Source organism: Clostridium sp. NkU-1, assembly GCA_001312405.1.
On the sequence record BBDR01000002.1, the window covers coordinates 498,038 to 515,279 of the forward strand.

Here is a 17,242-nt window from a genome sequence, read left to right on the forward strand (position 1 = left end):
AACACAACAGGAGGCAGCAATATGTTAGAGGGCTTAGAGACCATTTGTTTTAAAATCATATCCAATGTAGGCGGCGCACGGTCCAGCTACATTGAGGCGATCCAGAAAGCAAAGCATGGGGATTTTGACGGTGCCGGGGAATGTATGAAAGCCGGTCAGGAAATGTTCCTGGCAGGACATGAGGCCCACTTTGAACTGATCCAGAAAGAGGCTCAGGGTGAGATGGTGGGAGGTTCCCTGATTCTGGTTCATGCGGAAGACCAGCTTATGAGTGCGGAAGGATTTAAAATCATCGCAGAGGAGATGATCGCCAGCTATGAGAGGATAGTTAAGCTGGAGGAGAAGCTGGGCAGTAAATAATGGAAATAAAAAAAATGTAAATAGCAAGGAGGATTTTACAATGAAGCGAGTGTATTTATTTTGCAGCGCAGGGATGTCAACCAGCATGCTGGCAAGCAAGATGCAGAGTGTAGCCAATGAGCATAACCTTCCCATTGAGGTGGAGGCTTTCCCAGACGGAAAGATCGGACAGATCATCGATGAGAAGCATCCGGATGTGATACTTTTAGGGCCCCAGGTCAAATACCGTTACGGTGAGATTGTGGAAAAGTTCGGAAGTAAAGGCATCCCGATTCAGGTCATTGACCAGACTGATTACGGCATGATGAATGGTGAGAAGGTCCTTAAATCTGCGATCAGGCTTTTGAAAGCTTCCCAATAAGGCAAAAACAGAGCTTCCATTAATAGCAAAAATAAATTAAAACGGGGGAACACAATATGTTAAGTAAATTAGAGTCAATACTCATGCCTTTGGCAGAGAAAATCGGAAAGAACAAGTATCTCATTGCGATTCGTGACGGCTTCCTGCTGTCCATGCCGCTGTTAATCGTGGGTTCCTTTTTCCTGCTCATTGCCAATTTCCCGATTCCGGCTGGACGAATTTCTGGGCAAGGTTCTTTGGGGAAAACTGGGACTCCTATTTTTCCAAGCCCACTGACGCCACTTTCTCCATCATGGCAGTGCTGGCAGTGATTGGAATCGGTTATTCCTTTTCAGAGCAGATGAAGGTAGATAAACTGTTCGGAGCCGCTGTATCACTGGTATGCTGGTTCTTAATCATGCCTTATAAGATCCTGGTAAATGATACTGCCGTGTCCGGCATTCCGCTGGGCTGGGTAGGTTCCAAGGGTATCTTTGTAGGAATCATTGTAGCTTTCCTGTCCGTGCATATTTATGCGTGGGTCAATAAAAAGGGATGGATCATCAAGATGCCCGACGGCGTTCCTCCTACGGTTGCAAAGTCTTTCTCAGCCTGATTCCTGCCGGAATTTCCGTGTTGGTGTTCTTCATCCTGAACATTATCTTTGCCATGACACCATATGAGAACGCATTCAACTTTGTATTCACCATCCTGCAGACTCCGCTTCTTAAGCTGGGCAATACCCTTCCGGCTATGGTAATCGCTTATATCTTTCTCCATATTTTCTGGTTCTTTGGAGTAAACGGCGGTTCCGTGGTGGGTGCGGTATTCAATCCCATTCTTCAGACCTTGTCTGCCGAAAACCTGGCGGCATTCCAGGCAGGCCAGCCGCTGCCCAATATTATTTCCCAGCAGTTCCAGGATCTGTTTGCCACCTTTGGCGGATGCGGCTCCACCCTGTCACTGTTAATCGCAATGCTTTTTTTCTGCCGTTCCAAGCGTATCAAGGAGTTAGGAAAGCTGGCATTTATTCCTGGTTTGTTCGGTATCAATGAGCCCATCGTATTTGGCCTGCCCATTTTGCTGAACCCAATGATGCTTATTCCCTTTATGCTGGTGCCCACCATCAACATTGTGATTTCCTACTTCTGTATGAGCATCGGCCTGGTTCCTCTGTGCTCCGGTGTAGCAATTCCATGGACCATGCCTGTGATCCTCTCCGGGTTCCTGGCAACCGGCTGGCAGGGAGCTGTGCTTCAGCTGATTCTTCTTGTACTGGGCGTATTCATTTATATGCCGTTCATTAAGATGATGGATAAACAGTACATGGAAGAGGAGTCCAGGACGGTCGAGAAATCCGATGATGACGATATTGATCTTAATGATCTTTCCTTTGATGACTTATAAAATGAGGTAAACAGTGATGAAGCTTATTATGATATACGATCAGATTCAATCAGGACTTGGAACCAAGGATAACACCATGGTTCCCCTTACAGGGAAAAAGGAACCCATCGGACCAGCAATCATGATGGAACCTTTCCTAAAGCAGGTGGATGGACACGTAATGGCCTGCCTGTGCTGCGGAAACGGCACATACCTCGCTGATCCGGAGGAGGTCAGCCGCAAGCTTTGTGCCATGGTGAACAAGCTGCAGCCGGATGTGGTAATGTGCGGACCAGCTTTTAACTACGCGGATTACGCGCAGATGTGCGCCAAAGTGGCTTGTGATATCAATGCCGCCACCGGGGCCAGGGCATTTGCCGCCATGTCTGTGGAAAATGCAGATACCATTGCGGCCTATAAGGATAAAGTAGCGATTGTGAAGACGCCGAAAAAGGGTGGTCTGGGCCTTAATGATGCCCTTAAGAACATGTGTGCCCTGGCCAGGGCGCTGGCTGACGATGGGGATACTTCCGGGTTGATCCATGAATTCTGTTTTAAATAAAAGGAGGCCTTTGCGATGTGGGGAATGATAGCAACATGGCGTATGGCCGTAGAAGGGATTACAAAGGGAGCTGAAATGCTTAAGGAAAGCAAAGACGCAGGGGATGCCATCGAGCAGCCATCCGTCAGGTGGAGGACTTCCCTTACTATAAATCCGTGGGCTACGGCGGACTGCCTAATGAGGAAATGGAAGTGGAAATGGATGCAGCCTATATGGACGGCAACACTCTGGATATTGGAGCTGTGGCTGCCATCAGGGACTTTGCCAATCCAGTGTCTATTGCCAGGCGTCTGAGTGCGGAGAAAGTCAATAGCATGCTGGTAGCTGAGGGCGCTGAGAAATTCGCCCACAAGGAAGGCTTTGAACGCAAGAACATGCTGACAGACCGGGCCAAGGCCCATTACAGGAAGCGGATAAAGGAGATGGCCGCCCAGGCGGCCTCTAAGGAGCTTAAGCCCTATTCCGGTCATGATACTGTGGGAATGGCCTGCCTGGATGGAACGGGCAAGATGACGGCAGCTACTTCAACCAGCGGCTTGTTCATGAAGAAAAAGGGCAGGGTAGGTGATTCTCCCATATCCGGTTCCGGCTTCTATGCAGACAGCAAGAAAGGGGCCGCCAGCGCCACCGGCCTGGGAGAGGATCTGATGAAAGGCTGTATTTCTTATGAGATTGTCCGCCTTATGGGAGAAGGAATGCATCCTCAGGAAGCCTGTGAGACAGCGGTGAACCGGCTTGATGGGGAGCTTCGGGAGCGCCGGGGCGAAGCCGGTGACATATCTCTCATTGCCATGAACCCAAAGGGAGAATGGGGCGCAGCACTAATATAGAAGGATTTTCTTTCGCAGTGGTCACTGAGGACCTGGAACCCACGGTTTATCTGGTGACCCGCAGGGAGGATGGCCGCTGCACTTATGAGAAAGCCTCTGAAGAATGGATGGAAAATTACATGAAGACGCGCATGGCGCCCATAGAGGAATAAGATATGGGATATGGACAGAACGTAAATGAATCAGATAAGAAGATACTGGACTGCGTGGACCGGTTAAAGGACCGGTTTATAAACAGTGTCCTGGAGCTGGTGCGCATTGACAGTGTGGAAAGGGAGGCCTGTGAAGGTGCTCCCTTTGGCACTGGAGTAAAGAACGCACTGGAAGGTGCTCTGGGTATCAGCAGGCAGCTGGGATTTGACACCGTGAACCTGGATAATTATATCGGATATGCCCAGTATGGCATGGGAGAAGATTATGTCTGCGCCATCGGCCATGTGGATGTGGTTCCGGCAGGAGAAGGCTGGAGGCAGCCGCCTTTCAGCGGCTATATGGAGAACGGAATCATCTACAGCAGGGGTGTGCTGGACAACAAAGGGCCAGTCATGGCCTGTCTCTATGGCCTGGCAGCTATTAAGGAGGCCGGGCTTAGCCTTAAGAATCCGGTGCGCATCATCTTTGGATGCGACGAAGAATCAGGATTTGAGGATCTGAAGTATTATCTCTCAAAGGAGAGAACGCCTCTCTATGGTTTCACACCAGACTGCAAGTATCCGGTGGTGTACAGTGAACGAGGCAGGGCTGTGGTGCGGATCACAGGCAGTATAGAGCAGCTGGAGATATTTTTTTGATTTTGTAAATAAATATTTTATCGGAGCCAGGAATACAGGCGACCGGTTAGGGATTGATTTTAGCCACGAGGAATATGGAATGATGGAGATGCGCGGATATAAGCTGAGTGTGGATCCTGACACTCTCTGTGGCGCAAGGCAGGCGGCCTTTGATGTGACGTTAAGCTATCCGGGAGGTGCCACTATCCATGAAATCATGAAGCATATCTGCGAAAGAGCCGGGGCAGAGGGCTTAAGGTCCATCTCATACAGAATTTTGATCCGGTAGTATTCCCAAAGGGCACGCCCATGGTTAAGGCCATGCAGGAGAGCTATGAGCTGGTCACTGGGCTGGATGGTACCCCTGTAACCACCACTGGCGGCACTTATGCCAAGGCCATGCCGGGCATTGTCCCCTTTGGTCCAAGCTTCCCGGGTCAGAAAGGCATCAGCCATAATCCAAATGAGTGGATGAGCGTGGAAGACTTAATGGCCAATGCAAAGATTTATGCACTGGCACTGTACCGTCTGGGACAATTATAACATAAGGAGTATGACCATACTCTCAACGGTACGGCAGCCCCTTACAACTAAATATACAGAGATTGAAGCCGGTTGTTCTTTTCATTAAGAGCAAGCGGCTTTTTACATTGCACCTGGCATGGCCAAATCCTATGCAAATACGATGAAATTGTAAGGGGCTGAGAAGATTGACTGTACATTCCAATGTTAATTTTTTTGTTTCAAATTAATAAAATATACCCCAAAATGAGGGAGATGCTTATTAAGGATTTATGCTATTATAATACATATTTTTTAATTGGAGGAGGAACGATTGATACCTCTATATGTCTAAATATATTGTATAATTGTATTTTATTTTTGCCTTTATTATCTATATTTTTAGTTGGATTAATTATGATATTATATAAAATTAAGAGAGGAAAGTAAAATTGGTTATTGCTTTCATGTATATTAAAATGAGAGCGGCAGAATATAAAATATAAGACTCTGAATTAAAAAATATAATGGATTTTGAAAAGAGAAAATGCATAAAAATGTTAGAGATTCCAATATTGATACAACTATGAGCTTTCATTCATTTCTGGTGTTTGGTCAAAGATATTAATAATAAAATTCATATCAATTTATTTATTCAAGGGACTATAATTCAAAAAGAGTGTGGGAGAAGGGGTGATTAGGATTAAAAATAAGAAAAAGGAGTATTACTTTTCCAATAAACTTAAAAAAGCAGCTTGCTCAAATATCCAATTATCCTGTAACTGTGGTAGAGGCTCCATCAGGTTTTGGAAAAACAACAGCTGTCAGTGAGTATTTAAATGAAAACCTTCCTTTGGGAGCCTGTGAACATTGGTATACTTGTCTGGGCGAATCAGCTGAAGTTTCATGGAAAGGAATTTGTGAACTATTGGCATACGTGGATAAGGAAGCAGCTCTTAATTTAGAAAAATTGGATATGCCTACCAGGGATACATTATTTTATTTGATGACGTTTCTAAAAAAATCTCAAATGTCAGATGGAGACCTTTTTGATAATTGATAATTATCATCTTTTAAATTGTGAGATCCCTCGTGAGTTAATGAGTATTTTTTCTTTTCATGGAAATTCAAATCTACATATAATATTTATTACCCAGCAGCTGCGTCAGGAGTTAATGATTCACAATAGTAAGATTCACTCGATTCATACGGAATTTTTTTAAAATTGAACGGGAAGGCATCTTATATCTGTTCCGAATGAAAGGAATTTATTTATCAGATTATGAGTTGGAATGTGTTTATGTGTTTACAGAGGGCTGGGTTTCCGCAATTTGTCTGCAAGCTTTAAATTATGAAGAAAATCGGTCTTTGGATTATACTACTGACATTGAACGTCTTGTAGAAATAGCAATATGGTCCAGATTGACACCGGAAGAGAGACAGTTTCTGCTATCGGTTTCAGTTTTGGATAATTTTACCCCTCTTCAGGCTGCAGTAATGATCGAGAAAAAAAGTTTTGCCCGATAATATCGAAAAAATTTCTAAAATCCTGTGATTTCATACGTTATATCCCAGAAAATAATAATTATACAGTACATAATATCTTGAAGGACTATTTAAGGAAGCGTTTTTATAATTACTGGCAGAAAGACTATCAAAATAAAGTTTTTAATTTGGCAGGGCAGTCTTATGCTGGGATGTCATATTATTACACTGCTGCAGGATTTTTTTTCAGGGCCGGGAATTTTGACGCAATTCTTTCCCTGCCTCTCCGTGTTGAAGAGTTTTGCAATCATAAAGAGCAGGATTTTCAGGAATTTATTGTAAGGGTAACCCAGGAATGTCCGGAGGAGACGTTTTGTAAATATCCATTTGCTATGCTGACTTTTGCTTATGTAATGTTGTTTGAAAACAAAATTGATGTGTTTGAAAAATTATCTGGATTGATTGTGCGCGTAATTGAACGAAATGATTTGAACTTAAACTGCGAAGAACAAAAGAGATTGAAAGGTGAACATAGATTTTTAGAATCTTTTGCAAAATACAATGATATCAAAGCGATGAGCATGCAAAATAGGGAAACCCTGGAAATATTAGGAGAGCCCAGCGATATCATAGTCAATAAGATGCCATGGACGTTTGGAAGCACTTCCATTCTTAGTATGTTCTGGAGTGAATCAGGTAAATTGGACTGTGTGTTAAAGGATATGGAAGAATGTCTGCCTTATTATTTAAAACTGACCAGGGGACATGGTTACGGCGCTGATTCTGCCCTTCAGGCGGAGGTATTGCTTATGAGGGGAGAAGATGAGCAGGCAGAGATCTTGTGTTACAAAGCACTTTATGAGGCCCGCAGCCACCGTCAGATTGCCATTTGCCTTTGTGTGGAGGTAGTGCTTGCGCGTATTGCTATTCTGCGTGGGGATGCAGATTTTTATTTTACTACGATCAGAAATATAAAGAATTACGCAAAAGGAAAATGCGAGCTGTATGTAGTGCGCATGGTTGATCTTGCGCTGACTGTAATCAGTCTTGTATTGGGAATGGATGATCATGTAGCTAAGTGGTTTTTCGATATCGAGAAGATGAAAAAAACATTGTTTTGGCCGGCATTGCCTTATGCTCAGATACTTTATGCCCATCTTCTGATACTTGAAGGCCGATATCAGGAATTTTATGGGGTAATCAGGTATTTTATAGGCAGTACTGAAAATAGTAAATTTATTCTCAGCCGTGTCTATTATCTTATATTTCTTTCTGTAGCGAAATGGAGAGAGGGAAATGTATTAGAAGCGCGGAAATATTTGAAAGAAGCGTTTGACCTGGCGCTGCCTGATAAGATTTACCTTCCTTTTGCCCAGCAGGAGTGCATGAAAGATTTTCTTTTGAAAGCCATAGAATCATTTGAACCGGTTGAGGTAATTGCGAAGAGGCGTGCTTTGTCTGAGATTAAAACACTTTGCAGGCGGCAGACCAAGGGAGTAAACATAATTAAAAAAACATTATTGAAAAACAAATCCCCCTTGACATCCAGAGAAAGAGAGGTTGCGATGCTCGCGAAAGAACGTTACAGCGCAAAGTTCATCGCCAATAAGCTGTTTATATCAGAGGCAACGGTACGAACCATTCTTAAAAGCATATACAGTAAGCTGGATATCCATTCAAAAGCGGAATTGAATTCTATTGATTTTTAAAAAGCATGACTTTTTTAAATCAAAAACCTGGGCGGGGGAAAATTTATAAAAACAATATTTTGAAGAATATACTGCATAATGAGGTATTCGAAATGAAGTGATTCGCGATATAATCGGTAAAAAGTAACAGAAGTGTCCAATTTTGGCAGATATGGTTTTACTTAAATTTTAGAAAAGTGGAGGAAAAAGAGTGTATGAGTTTTAAGAATATGAAGATTGGAAAAAAAATGTTCAATGTGTTTGCCATAGTTGTACTTATTTTTCTGATTATGGCAAGTGTTTCTGTTGTGACCGCATCTGTTCTTGGAAGTAAAATGAAAGCTTTTTACGAAAGGCCTTTCAGCAATGTGCAGAAAGCACTGGATATTGAGGTTTGTGCAGAAAAAAATCCAGAAAAATATACTGCTTGCCTTGATATCTGAGAGTCAGGCAGATACTGAAAATTATCTAGGAAAGGCTGATTCATGGACTTCTTCTATGACTGGACTGATGGATGAACTGGAAAAAGGAACAGTGGACGCAACCGTTTTGAATCTCATTGGGGAGTGGAGGCAGGATGTGTCTGAAACTGCCATAAAGAGACAGAAGGTGATTGCTCTTGTAAGAGAATTGAAAAATGAAGAGGCGATCCGGGCATATCACGAGGAGTATCAGCCGGAAGTAGAAGAAGATGGAATTTTGGTGGAGAAGATTATCGAGAAGCAGGGAGGTTTAGCGACAGAATTTTACAGTGAATCAGATGCTTTAAAAAAGACGGTATCGGTGGCCTTGATTTTGATTGCTGTCATTGGTACCGGTTCCACAATTTATTTCTCTGTATTTCTTACAAAACTTCTTACAGCACCGATTGTAGAACTGGAAAAAGCCGCGCTGGTGTTAGCGGAAGGCGGTCTGGATGTGGAGATTGCTTATCAATCCAAAGATGAGCTGGGGTCTCTGGCAGAAGCTCTTCGGAAGATGACGGATATGGTAAAAACACTGATTCCGGATATACGGCGCTGTCTTGGAGAAATGGCCGAGGGGAATCTTATGGTTAAGAGCGGATGCAGAGACCGTTACATAGGAAGCTATCAGGCGATTCTCGATGCAATGGTAAAGATTAATAAGGGGCTTACTACTGCTTTTGAGAAAATTCAGGAGGCAACGGATCAGATCGGAATGGGTTCTTCCAATGTTGCTGACGGTGCACAGAATCTGGCGTCAGGAGCCACAGAGCAGGCGTCCACCATTGAGGAACTGAATGCATCTGCTATTATGGTTGCGGAACAGGCTTCTGAAAATTCTTCCAATATTACGACAGCTTCCCAGTATATCAATCAGGCAGGCGAAAGTGTCAGGGAAAGCAGCGGATATATGAAACAGCTGACTGAGGCAATGGCAAATATTGATTCGGCATCCGGACAGATCAGCAATATTACTAAAACCATTGAAGAAATTGCACTTCAGACCAATATTCTGGCATTGAATGCGGCAATTGAGGCTGCACGTGCCGGCAATGCGGGTAAGGGATTTGCAGTTGTGGCGGAAGAAGTGCGGAATCTGGCGGCCCAGTCGTCAGAAGCTGCAAAACAGACGGCAGGTTTGATCCAGCATTCGGTTGAGACGGTGGCAGAGGGAACAAAGCTGACAGAGCAGACAGCCAGGGTTCTGGAAGCTGCACAAGAAAAAACAGAGCAGGTTGTTGGCGTTATAAATAAAATCAATGAGGCTTCTATAGAACAGACCAATGCAATGGAACAGATCAAGGATGGTCTTACTCAAATATCAGCAGTCGTACAGACCAATGCGGCTACTGCAGAGGAAAATTCGGCCGTGAGCGAGGAGATGTATGCTCAGGTCAATGTATTGAAAGAGGAAGTGGGCCGCTTCCGGCTGGAAGGTAATTCTGACAGAGAAAGACAAAGTTCAATTTTTGCGGGCGGAAAGATGAATGAAAAGAATACCCGGGGATTTGAGACTGGCTCTTACGGAAAGTATTGAGGTGACTGGGATGGCTTCTAGGGAAAATGAGATCTTATTGGAGAGCGGAACGAATGAAGTGGAAATTCTGGAGTTTCGGATAAAAGAAAACAGCTTTGGCATTAATATTGCAAGGTACGTGAGCTGCTTCAGTACTGTCCGGTACAGTCGGTTCCACATTCCCAGAATTGTGTGGAAGGCGTCATATGCCCCCGGGATGAGATTTTGACAGTGATCGATCTTGCTTCTTATTTAAAGTATCCGGCTGAGGATCATCAGGACCAGGGGATATTTATCATAACAGAATTCAATCAGTCAAAGGCAGCCTTCCATGTCCATCAGGTTATGGGAATCCACCGGATATCGTGGAGTGCGATTGAAAAGCCCAATGGTGCAATATTCGGAGGGGAAGAAGGTGCAGTGACGGGAATTGCAAAGCTGGAAAAAAACTTTGATTTCCATACTGGATTTTGAAAAAAATAATGGTTGATATCAGCCTGATACCAGCGTGTTGGCTAATGCTGCCTCCATTGCCAGTTCAGGAACAGCAGACTCGAAACACAAAATTCTGGTGGCAGAGGATTCCATGGTTTTGCGGAAAGTTCTGCTGGAATCCCTGAATAAAGCAGGATATTCAAATGTGGTTGTTAAAGACAATGGCCAGGATGCGTGGGACTACCTCCGGATGCCAGGTCATGAGGTGAGCTGCGTGATCACAGACATTGAAATGCCTAAAATGGATGGGCATCATTTGACGAAACGGATCAAAGAAAGTAAAGATCTGAAACATATACCTGTTATGCTTTTTTTCTTCCCTGATTACGGAGGAAATGTTCCTGAAGGGAAAAGAGATTGGGGCAGACGTTCAATTGTCAAAGCCGGATATTCATATTCTTGTGGAGAGTCTGAATGAACTGATTAAGAAGATTTAGCGGCATAAGAATGAGGGAGCATACTTTGAGATGAAATATTACAGGAACTGTATATGCTGCAATTCGGCTTTTCATTCGGTAAACGGAGTTGTGCTTTGCAGCTTATGCGAAGAAAGTGAAAAAGAGGTTGATGAAAAAATCATGAATGGCATCCGCGCATATCCTCAGCTGAAAAAGTCAGAGTTATCACTAAAATTGAATGTCAGCGAAAGAAGGATTGATCCGTTTTATTAAGAGGATAAAATCTGAAATGGAAGGAAGCACCAACGCCAGTTTTTTGGTGCTTCCTTTTAAATAAAGGGGGAGTTGTTTCGTGGAGTTTGATCATATTGAGCGGAGCTGCAATGAGATGGCAGCTTATGACCGGACCAGTATCATGCTCATATGCATTCATGGACAAAAGGAAAGAGAATTATGCGGTGAGATCCTGAATTGTTATATTGATAATCCTGTTCCTTTTTCCAGTACTGCAGATATGATGCTGAAACTGGATGAAATCTGTAATTTGATTGGTTCTCCCCAATTAGTGACAGAACCAAGATTTCTTAATAATGAAATGAAAGAGCATTATTTTGCCAGAATGAAAGAGCAGAAGAAATTACCTGTGAAAGCCAAAATTCAGCTGCGTGACAGTACAAGCATTGGTTTATGGGCCCATAATGCAAAAGAGATCCTGCTCATTTGTATCGAATATCGTTATTACTCAAGCTTTCAGGGCAGAATCTGGGGACAGAGAACCTTAGGAAAGCATATATCATTTCGAAGTGTACTGGAATTAATGCGTATGATAAATGAAATAGTGGAGCTTGGTGAAGAACTCTGAATGGTCATTACTTATATATTTGCAATTCTTCTAAAGAGCCCATCAATGGACAGCAGGCCATATCCGACCCGGTTGTTGGGATAAGTATCTGTATTTCTTCGGTTTGCTCCCCGTTCAATAAGAGTGCTGATATCGTTTCCTGTCATGGCGGTGTAATTCCCTCTGTCGATTGCCCATTCCATGACCATGGCAACGACGCCGGAGGCGTGTGCTGCTGCGGCTCCGGTTCCGGTAACAGTGCCGTAACGGTTGTCTGGAAGCGCACAGGGAAGTTCAAAGCCGGGAGCCGCGATGTCAGGTTTCACCAGACCGCTTTTGGTATAACCTCTTCCGGATTCGGGCAGGAGGCTTCTGTCAAACTGGTTATAAGCAGTAACCGTAAGCTGGGAATGTCCATTACCCGGAGATGTGATCGTAGTGTTCGGATCTGGATTTAGAAAATATGTTTCATTGGAAATCAGGTTTCCTGCAGGCAGCCAGGAATGAAACGAAAAGAATTCATTGCTTGTGTTCTGGAGACGAAGACGCCAGATTCCGGGAAGAGGATTTTGAAATCGTATCACGATAAGCTGGTTTCCGGTTTCCTGCTCCACGGTAATGTTGTTGATCCATACAGTGCTGCTGCTGAATATGAAGTCGAATTTGTGGCAGCCGTCCAGAGTTGGGAAGATTTGCCCGGTATTTTCCCGGTCTGGAGAGATTATTGAGATAGAAAGTCTTCCTGCAACATATGGCCATATTTCCATAGAGAATCCCTTATCTCTTTCTCCTACTTTCAATTCAAAATCATGATAAAAGGGTTCTGTGTCCACGAAATTGAAGTAATGTCTCCGGGTGTTTCCTTCATTGCCGGCAGAGACTGCGATGCTGATTCCATTAATCCGGGCGAGGTAATCAGAATAGTCACTGGTTGCACTGAGCCCGTCATGAACGCCCTGATTGCTTCCAAGGGCAATGCAGATGACAAGGGGCCGTTTCAGTTTCTGGGAAGTGGAGACCAGATATTTCATTCCGAAAAGAATATCGGTTTCCTGATAACAAAGAGTATCCTCCGGTACGAAAAAAAAGATCCTTAATGTTTTGTTTTGCTTCTTTCAGCTTGACGACTACCAGCTGCTTCCGGCGCGATCCCGGAAAAAGAGTTTTCGGAGTTCGGGGAACCGGCAATGATACTTGCAATCGCTGTGCCGTGCCCATCCGGATCGGTAGAAGGAACCACAGACAGAGGGTCATATAACCGCAATGCATTATTGAGCTGTTCCTTGCTGTATTCCGTTCCATAGAGCAGGCCTTCCGGCGGTGGACCTTCCTGCACGGTCTGGTCCCAGATTGATAAAATTCTGGAAGAACCGTCCGGATACCGGAACGCAGGATGCCTATAGTCAACTCCGGTATCGATCACTCCGATAATCACCCCTCGGCCATACAAATTCAAGTAAGGATTATTTTGTACAGCTGTTACGCCGGAGGCTTCGGCTGCGACCGAAGCAGTCGGTGTATACAGGTGAGGGAATAGGCGGTATGGATATTCTCCCAAAGCACATGCACCCATGTCACCTGTTTTGATATTCAATAAAGAAAAACGTTCGTTAATATTGATTATATTACTGGTGATTCCTCTGAGATGAAGGTTGATGTTGTCTACCATTAGATCATAATAGTCATTATCTGTTATTTTGTTCATGACAAACCTTTCTGCCTGCATTCCAAATATTTTTATTGTTTTATTTTATGCAGCGGTGTTTGTGTTTGAAACTGCATTCAGCATGGGAGGGGCAGGAGGATTGTCAGAAAGGAGTTTATGATGAATACAAAAGGCTGGGATATTGTTTCGTTTACAAGTACTGTCCATTTAAATTCTGCGATTTATGATTCGTGGAAGGAAGAGAATGCTTTTTTTGATATTGTATCCACGGATTATTCTTTACATGGAAAATTCGGTATCTGGAACGTAGCTGACGGAGGCGGAGGCAGATACATACGTATGGAACTGCCGGTTACTAAGGCCGTCTTTTCTGTGGAGGGCCGGGAGGACATGGATCTGAGCGGTATGGTAATCGCGGCGGACGTAATGCTGAACTTTTTTTGAGTCGGCTGGCTCAGAAAAAACGCCGGCAGATCAGAATTGAAATTTGACTTTAAGCGGGTAGTATCACCGACGAAACAGGCAGAGGCTCATTCTTTCTGCAATGAAGAGGGAGGTTATGTGCTGCCTATATCAATTTGGAACATAAGTGTGGAAGCTGCAATCTTTGAAGGTGTTATTTTAGAATCCATATGTCAGTATCTGGTGGATAATCCCCACAAGGTCAACAGCGTTTTTGCTAATATCGCTTATGCCAATGGAGGAAGCAGGGCTTGGTTGAAGCCGGTCCATTGTGCTTATTCTTATTTAGATGGAAAAACAAAATATTTGGCGATAATGGCGGTTTGTACGGAGCGGACAATATCAGATTTACCGCTGGATATCGATATTTCAGGAATCGACAAATCTTCCGGTGATACCTTTTTTGTCATCTCAAGTGAATGGTTCTTAAAGAATGTAATCACGAATACTTGCGGGTATGTTTCGGACTGGAGCTGATGCATTTTCCTTATCAGGAGACCGGCTGACAAATAACAGAAGAGTCAGTCTGCCCTCCATAACGGTTGGCGCCATAGACTATGATCCCCATGTTTCCGCCGGCGGTGTGGCTGCATATATCGCTGGGTCCAGCTTGTCAGTTAACTTAAATTCGGGGTATTGTGATCTGTATTTAGGCATCACTATGTCATGGCTCAGCCTTTATACATTTCAGGCAAAACTGGAGTCGGGAAACATCAGATTTGAAACTACGTCTTCCCATTTCAGCCACAGTGAAGATATTCCCTGGTATTTAAGGTTTATTCCCCTAAGCTTTATCATTGACATTTGTGTTGCATGTATCAGTGATTCTCTGGCTGGCAAAATTTCCATATTCGGTGACATTACGACTCAGGGAATTGATTCTGTAAAATGGTATGGAACCGGAGCTGCCGTGAAAGCGGTCACACTTCACAGTTCCCTGATTTTGCGTTATTAATTTTCATATAAAATTATATACAGGAGGGATTATTATGCCAGAAAGAGTCATTCAGGAACCGCTGCAGACACCGACCATCTTGAAGATTCCCCAATTAGACGAGAAGGTCAAAGAAGCAGTATTACAGACCTCTCTTTATACGGATGCCCAGTATGTAATGGAAGAAGAGCTGGAGGAGTTCCGGCTGTCCAGCCCGATTGTAACCAATGACTGGGATACGGTGTCCATTTGCAGGATATCCGCTTTAAATCAGGTGATACGGGACAAGAAAACCTATCCGAAAGACGTTGAGGGTACATTTGCTGACGGTGCAACAACATATGAATTATATGCCGGTTTTTCACCCTGGCAGATTGCCAATGGCGGAGATGGGAAAAACGTCCAGATTTCCACTGCTTTGAGCGGGGGAAGAATTAAGGTTATAAGCGCAAACGGCGACAGCATTTATTCTGTGGATGGGACCAGCATGAAGCTGCAGGTTAAATTAGAGTATTTTCCACAGCCCAAACCGGTTGCTGACAATGGGGATTATGAGTTGAAAGTAAAGACTGATTCTGCTTCCCAGGAAGATCCCATTGTTGCCATCGTAAGTTTTACCCCGCCATCTAAGCTGCCGTTCATCATAAAGGCAGTTTTACAGGAAATACTGCTTAACTGGTTTAATCTGCCGGAGAATCTCGCGAAGTTTAATACACTGTTTTCAACGGTTACTATTAATAACATAGGAAAAAAATGAAGATTTTGAGTGGCTGCAGCAACTTATATGAGTTATGCGTGTACCTCTTTGAAAGATGGCTCTGACGGATTGTTTGGAGTTTTATGTATGGTAAAAGACCGTGACGGAACGGAAAATCATAATCAGATTCCTGCCGTATCCATGTCAGAAAATCAGAATGCCGTATTTCTCATCAATAAAGAGGTTTTTATCAAATACCAGTTTCTTCCTTCCCTGCCGCAGGCATTTAAGAATGCAAAGCCTGAGGATTTTTCCATCGATGACGCAGGTCTGACCATAACGGCAAAAGACCTGTCACTGGAAACTGTAAGATACGGAGCCATTGATTATCAGCCGAAGCTAGGTTCCCTGAAAGTTACATTTAACGAGACGACCATTGATACGGTAACAATTATTAATACGAACATAAGTCCGGGAATTGATACGGTAACAACGATTGTGACTTCTCATACCCTTGCTATGGGAAAAAACAGCAAAGGCGAACCCATCATGATATATAAAAATGTTGGAGATCCTGTTACTTCTAATGAAACACATATAGCGGCATGGGTGATCGTTACCGAGGTAATTATTGAATTGATCATAGCGGTTGTAGCGGCTGTTGCAGGAAATGTTGTTAAAACAGTTGTAAAACGTATTGTGATTGCAGTGATTGTTGCCATTATTGTTGCTGTTATCAGCGTTATCATCCATGTCATTATTGAGAAGGTGATGGCAGAAGGAGTGACGGAAAATATCCCAAGCATTGCACCGATGGTTAAATCAGGTACGAAACCAATCAAATGGCCGTTTGCTGTAAAGGATGAATTTGAAATTTCTGATATGAAGTATTATGGCTCTTTGGCATTTTATGGAGCCGTATAACCATAGTTTGCTTGATGAAATATAGAGGGCGGGATTTTTCCCGCCCTCTTCCCCGGTCTTCTAACCGTGTAAACCTTTAAGATTTTATTTTTATCGTAATAAATTCTTATTTACGGAAATGGAGACAGTCTTTTTACTGTCAATGTTGCGTTTACATCCAAAGCGAGGTTTAATCCAATTACGGTGTCCTGCCTGGATTGCAGCGCTAAACTCAGGATATCGCCTGGATTCAATGAAACGATTACACTCCCTTGTAAGATGATTGTACCAATGATATTATCTATATTGGTTTGATACGTCGATGGGATAAAAGATCCCCCGTTAATCTGAACACCTCCTGAATATAAATCGCTAGAGGAAGTCGAACGAATGCGAATCATAAAATTGACCTCATAATCACCAGGGCGGAAAATCTGGATGGTATTTGAGCCATATCCAACATCGAAAGAAGGCATCTGGTCTGGTAACATAATCTGTGCAATTTCACCTGAAGTTGTAAATTCGAAGGACTGAGGCTGAGTAGAATAAAGCCCTCCATATGCGATGATGTCAAATAGGGGTCTGTTATCAATCGTAACAGTTGAAGGTTCATTTGTATTAATGTCCAGTGAGCCAGATTGGAAAGTCAAATCCTGGCCATATCGGACAGGTACTGGATTTACTCCGTTTGCATCTACATAGAACAAAATATCTCCAGGTGCAAAAGTGCCTGTAGGTCCCGTAGGCCCGACAGGTCCCTCAATACCCTGGGGTCCTTGCGGTCCCTGAGGTCCGGTAGGCCCAGTCGGTCCCTGTGCACCGGTAGCGCCCTGAGGTCCAGTCGGTCCGACAGATCCTTCGATGCCCTGTGGTCCTTGCGGTCCTTGAGGTCCAGTAGGCCCGGTAGGTCCAGCCGGTCCTTGTGCGCCGGTAGCGCCTTGAGG

21 protein-coding genes and 3 pseudogenes are annotated in these 17,242 nt (G+C 43.8%); 21 read left to right on the forward strand and 3 right to left on the reverse strand.

The features are described from left to right. The first annotated feature begins 21 nt into the window (after nt 1-21). The 17 genes and pseudogenes from JCM10519_RS05200 (at nt 22) to JCM10519_RS05275 (ending at nt 11,657) form a co-directional block, all read left to right on the forward strand. Nucleotides 22-360, forward strand: coding sequence for a PTS lactose/cellobiose transporter subunit IIA (locus JCM10519_RS05200; RefSeq protein WP_054738167.1), 339 nt, complete (start codon nt 22-24; stop codon nt 358-360). 40 nt (nt 361-400) lie between these two features. Next, nucleotides 401-721, forward strand: a complete 321-nt coding sequence (locus JCM10519_RS05205) for a PTS cellobiose transporter subunit IIB (RefSeq protein WP_054738168.1) — start codon at nt 401-403, stop codon at nt 719-721. A 56-nt stretch (nt 722-777) separates the two neighbouring features. Continuing rightward, nucleotides 778-1,032: a hypothetical protein gene (locus JCM10519_RS26675; protein WP_347843187.1), complete on the forward strand. Its 255-nt coding sequence runs from the start codon at nt 778-780 to the stop codon at nt 1,030-1,032. After that, nucleotides 1,014-2,107, forward strand: a pseudogene (locus JCM10519_RS05210) (PTS transporter subunit EIIC). Before JCM10519_RS26675 ends, JCM10519_RS05210 begins: the two are co-directional and overlap by 19 nt. 16 nt (nt 2,108-2,123) lie before the next feature. Continuing rightward, nucleotides 2,124-2,648, forward strand: a complete 525-nt coding sequence (locus JCM10519_RS05215; protein WP_054738169.1) for a GrdB-related putative oxidoreductase — start codon at nt 2,124-2,126, stop codon at nt 2,646-2,648. Nucleotides 2,649-2,776: 128 nt separating this feature from the next. Next, the gene (locus JCM10519_RS05220) at nt 2,777-3,478 is read left to right on the forward strand and encodes a N(4)-(beta-N-acetylglucosaminyl)-L-asparaginase (protein ID WP_347843188.1); all 702 of its coding nucleotides are present in this window, start codon (nt 2,777-2,779) and stop codon (nt 3,476-3,478) included. 17 nt (nt 3,479-3,495) lie between these two features. Further along, on the forward strand, nt 3,496-3,630 hold the full coding sequence (locus JCM10519_RS26680) for a hypothetical protein (protein WP_347843189.1): 135 nt from the start codon (nt 3,496-3,498) through the stop codon (nt 3,628-3,630). Between the two features lie 3 nt (nt 3,631-3,633). Next, nucleotides 3,634-4,269, forward strand: coding sequence for a Sapep family Mn(2+)-dependent dipeptidase (locus JCM10519_RS05225; RefSeq protein ID WP_054738170.1), 636 nt, complete (start codon nt 3,634-3,636; stop codon nt 4,267-4,269). A 79-nt stretch (nt 4,270-4,348) separates the two neighbouring features. Then, the gene (locus JCM10519_RS05230; RefSeq protein ID WP_054738171.1) at nt 4,349-4,537 is read left to right on the forward strand and encodes a hypothetical protein; all 189 of its coding nucleotides are present in this window, start codon (nt 4,349-4,351) and stop codon (nt 4,535-4,537) included. A gap of 20 nt (nt 4,538-4,557) precedes the next feature. After that, nucleotides 4,558-4,791 carry a M20/M25/M40 family metallo-hydrolase gene (locus tag JCM10519_RS05235; protein WP_054738172.1) on the forward strand — a complete coding sequence of 78 codons (234 nt, stop codon included), beginning with the start codon at nt 4,558-4,560 and terminating at the stop codon, nt 4,789-4,791. Between the two features lie 742 nt (nt 4,792-5,533). After that, entirely contained in the window at nt 5,534-5,809 is a 276-nt protein-coding gene (locus JCM10519_RS05240; RefSeq protein WP_054738173.1) for a hypothetical protein, read from the forward strand. A gap of 637 nt (nt 5,810-6,446) precedes the next feature. Beyond that, the gene (locus JCM10519_RS05250; protein ID WP_347843190.1) at nt 6,447-7,943 is read left to right on the forward strand and encodes a LuxR C-terminal-related transcriptional regulator; all 1,497 of its coding nucleotides are present in this window, start codon (nt 6,447-6,449) and stop codon (nt 7,941-7,943) included. A 209-nt stretch (nt 7,944-8,152) separates the two neighbouring features. Next, a complete protein-coding gene (locus JCM10519_RS05255; protein ID WP_347843191.1) occupies nt 8,153-8,365 on the forward strand; it encodes a hypothetical protein in 213 nt (70 codons plus the stop codon). A gap of 55 nt (nt 8,366-8,420) precedes the next feature. Next, the gene (locus tag JCM10519_RS05260; protein WP_347843192.1) at nt 8,421-9,923 is read left to right on the forward strand and encodes a HAMP domain-containing methyl-accepting chemotaxis protein; all 1,503 of its coding nucleotides are present in this window, start codon (nt 8,421-8,423) and stop codon (nt 9,921-9,923) included. A gap of 171 nt (nt 9,924-10,094) precedes the next feature. Beyond that, nucleotides 10,095-10,376 (forward strand): chemotaxis protein CheW, encoded by a 282-nt coding sequence (locus JCM10519_RS26685; RefSeq protein WP_347843193.1) that lies wholly within the window; start codon nt 10,095-10,097, stop codon nt 10,374-10,376. Nucleotides 10,377-10,488: 112 nt separating this feature from the next. Continuing rightward, on the forward strand, nt 10,489-10,815 hold the full coding sequence (locus tag JCM10519_RS26690; protein ID WP_347843227.1) for a response regulator: 327 nt from the start codon (nt 10,489-10,491) through the stop codon (nt 10,813-10,815). 332 nt (nt 10,816-11,147) lie between these two features. Continuing rightward, nucleotides 11,148-11,657, forward strand: a complete 510-nt coding sequence (locus JCM10519_RS05275) for a hypothetical protein (protein ID WP_054738179.1) — start codon at nt 11,148-11,150, stop codon at nt 11,655-11,657. Between the two features lie 11 nt (nt 11,658-11,668). On the opposite strand, the gene JCM10519_RS26695 is transcribed toward JCM10519_RS05275, so the two are convergent. Next, nucleotides 11,669-12,667, reverse strand: a complete 999-nt coding sequence (locus tag JCM10519_RS26695) for a S8 family peptidase (protein ID WP_347843194.1) — start codon at nt 12,665-12,667, stop codon at nt 11,669-11,671. Nucleotides 12,668-12,729: 62 nt separating this feature from the next. Continuing rightward, nucleotides 12,730-13,341 (reverse strand): S8 family serine peptidase, encoded by a 612-nt coding sequence (locus JCM10519_RS26700; protein WP_347843195.1) that lies wholly within the window; start codon nt 13,339-13,341, stop codon nt 12,730-12,732. 117 nt (nt 13,342-13,458) lie between these two features. Here JCM10519_RS26700 and JCM10519_RS05285 point away from each other — a divergent pair, with 117 nt between their 5' ends. The 4 genes and pseudogenes from JCM10519_RS05285 (at nt 13,459) to JCM10519_RS26705 (ending at nt 16,319) form a co-directional block, all read left to right on the forward strand. Beyond that, on the forward strand, nt 13,459-13,746 hold the full coding sequence (locus JCM10519_RS05285; RefSeq protein ID WP_054738180.1) for a TULIP family P47-like protein: 288 nt from the start codon (nt 13,459-13,461) through the stop codon (nt 13,744-13,746). A 36-nt stretch (nt 13,747-13,782) separates the two neighbouring features. Then, nucleotides 13,783-14,241, forward strand: a complete 459-nt coding sequence (locus JCM10519_RS05290; protein WP_054738181.1) for a TULIP family P47-like protein — start codon at nt 13,783-13,785, stop codon at nt 14,239-14,241. After that, a complete protein-coding gene (locus JCM10519_RS05295; RefSeq protein WP_054738182.1) occupies nt 14,222-14,719 on the forward strand; it encodes a hypothetical protein in 498 nt (165 codons plus the stop codon). Before JCM10519_RS05290 ends, JCM10519_RS05295 begins: the two co-directional genes overlap by 20 nt. Nucleotides 14,720-14,876: 157 nt before the next feature. Next, nucleotides 14,877-16,319, forward strand: a pseudogene (locus JCM10519_RS26705) (TULIP family P47-like protein). Between the two features lie 110 nt (nt 16,320-16,429). On the opposite strand, the pseudogene JCM10519_RS05310 reads toward JCM10519_RS26705, so the two are convergent. Beyond that, nucleotides 16,430-17,242, reverse strand: a pseudogene (locus tag JCM10519_RS05310) (hypothetical protein); the annotation flags it as partial.

Coding starts and splice junctions, on each gene's coding strand:
- JCM10519_RS05200 (WP_054738167.1), top strand. CDS start 22: ATGTTAGAGGGCTTAGAGACCATTTGTTTTAAAATCATATCCAATGTA.
- JCM10519_RS05205 (WP_054738168.1), top strand. CDS start 401: ATGAAGCGAGTGTATTTATTTTGCAGCGCAGGGATGTCAACCAGCATG.
- JCM10519_RS26675 (WP_347843187.1), top strand. CDS start 778: ATGTTAAGTAAATTAGAGTCAATACTCATGCCTTTGGCAGAGAAAATC.
- JCM10519_RS05215 (WP_054738169.1), top strand. CDS start 2,124: ATGAAGCTTATTATGATATACGATCAGATTCAATCAGGACTTGGAACC.
- JCM10519_RS05225 (WP_054738170.1), top strand. CDS start 3,634: ATGGGATATGGACAGAACGTAAATGAATCAGATAAGAAGATACTGGAC.
- JCM10519_RS05230 (WP_054738171.1), top strand. CDS start 4,349: ATGATGGAGATGCGCGGATATAAGCTGAGTGTGGATCCTGACACTCTC.
- JCM10519_RS05235 (WP_054738172.1), top strand. CDS start 4,558: ATGGTTAAGGCCATGCAGGAGAGCTATGAGCTGGTCACTGGGCTGGAT.
- JCM10519_RS05250 (WP_347843190.1), top strand. CDS start 6,447: ATGTCATATTATTACACTGCTGCAGGATTTTTTTTCAGGGCCGGGAAT.
- JCM10519_RS05255 (WP_347843191.1), top strand. CDS start 8,153: ATGAAGATTGGAAAAAAAATGTTCAATGTGTTTGCCATAGTTGTACTT.
- JCM10519_RS05260 (WP_347843192.1), top strand. CDS start 8,421: ATGACTGGACTGATGGATGAACTGGAAAAAGGAACAGTGGACGCAACC.
- JCM10519_RS26690 (WP_347843227.1), top strand. CDS start 10,489: ATGGTTTTGCGGAAAGTTCTGCTGGAATCCCTGAATAAAGCAGGATAT.
- JCM10519_RS26695 (WP_347843194.1), bottom strand. CDS start 12,667: ATGAAATATCTGGTCTCCACTTCCCAGAAACTGAAACGGCCCCTTGTC.
- JCM10519_RS26700 (WP_347843195.1), bottom strand. CDS start 13,341: ATGAACAAAATAACAGATAATGACTATTATGATCTAATGGTAGACAAC.
- JCM10519_RS05285 (WP_054738180.1), top strand. CDS start 13,459: ATGATGAATACAAAAGGCTGGGATATTGTTTCGTTTACAAGTACTGTC.
- JCM10519_RS05295 (WP_054738182.1), top strand. CDS start 14,222: ATGTTTCGGACTGGAGCTGATGCATTTTCCTTATCAGGAGACCGGCTG.